Raw genomic sequence first — 1576 nt, forward strand, 5'->3', positions numbered from 1 at the left:
AGTTTTTGGCTGAAGCCCGACAACGTCAACGTTACACCGCCTTGGTGTGCATACATGTTGTAGCCCATGCCCGCGATTTCAGCTTGGTAGGTTTCTTTGGCTAGTGAGTCCAAAAACATTTCGACACAAAGACGTGTTTTCACAATATTCTTAGGCGACGCGACCGCGTGAGAACTGTCGATCGCAACGTACACTACGCCTTTCGGCACTCGGAACTCATCATCTTGCAAATGCCACAGGCGAAAACCTTCGAGATCTTCAATCAACTCCGGTAGTGAGCCCCCGTTTTCAAAGGGCATTGGGTCGAGGTCGTAACAAATGTACGGGTTCTTCTCTGGCAGAACAAACTGCCAACGCGGATCAATTTGTTGGAAGAAGCGTTTTTGCTCGCTACTGAATGGAGTGACGGAGTAGGGGGTGAAATACCACTCCGCAGTGCGATTGTACTCAAGTCCTTTGGCGATCAGCGTAACGCGGACATTGTCGACAGATAAATATTGCAGCAGAGAACGTTGTAGATCTTCATCATAGCCCGACATTTTGTAGTCGCCATAGATAATATCGTGCGGCTGATAATGCTGCATATTGATGACTAAATGGCTAACTAAATCGAGAGGGCGTGAAGGTTCTTGAAAGCGGAATGCAGACTCCAATACTGCTTGCTTCTCTAGGTAGCGCCACTCATTCATTCCGTCTTGTTTGATCATGGTTAGATATTGGAAGACTGCTTGAATGATGTCATCTACGTGGTCTAACCCTTCTGGTGTGAGTGTACAACTGACCGTAAAATCACGATAGTTGCTGCCACTTGCCCCGCCGCCGGCTGATAGGGAAGTGATCCAGCCTTTGCTTTTCAGTTGAAGCATCAAGCTCCCTTCGCCTTCGTAACCTAACAAATGAGCGAAATAAGAGAGAGGCTTCACGCCGTAGTGTTTATCCATTCCCGGCATAGGGAAGGTGAGAATGAGTTTGCGAAACTCTTTGATGGGCTCAATTTGAACCAAAATTCCGGTGCTGTCTTCAGTCCCAATCGGTACATCAATCGATTTGCCACTTAATTGATGATTAGGGATGTCGGCGAACATGGCTTCTACCCAAGCTTGCTGCTCATCAAGAGATTGAGGCCCAAACAACGTCAGCGTCATAAGATCGGCTGAATATTGAGAATGATGAAACTCGACAATTTCATCACGAATAGACTGACCATCTCGGTCGCCAAGCGTATCTAAATTGCCGACAGAGAATTTTGAAAATGGATGTTCTGGATTGATGACTTCTTTGTTGACTTGATACAAGCGACGCGAGTCGTCATTCAATTTCAGCTTGTACTCAGAGTCGACCGCTTGGCGCTCTTTATCTAATGCTTCTTCATTAAACAGTGGCGCGGTAAAGAATTGGCTAAAGCGATCCAGTGCGTTTTCAAATGCACTTGGAGTGACATCAAAAAAGAAGCAGGTGTGCTCCGTTCCTGTCCACGCGTTATTCGTTCCACCATGTTGGCTAATATAACTTTGAAACTCGCCAACTTTAGGGTCTTTTTCCGTACCCAAAAAAAGCATGTGTTCTAGATAGCGAG

Annotated in this window: 1 protein-coding gene; it reads right to left on the minus strand. The window is 46.3% G+C overall.

Features of this window, described 5'->3' with window-relative positions; all coding sequences use genetic code 11:
- Positions 1 to 1576, minus strand: a 1576-nt coding sequence (locus R7P67_RS23935) for an insulinase family protein (RefSeq protein WP_318086209.1), incomplete at both ends; no start/stop codon positions are given.

The sequence above is a fragment of the Vibrio sp. Vb0937 genome, assembly GCF_033338855.1.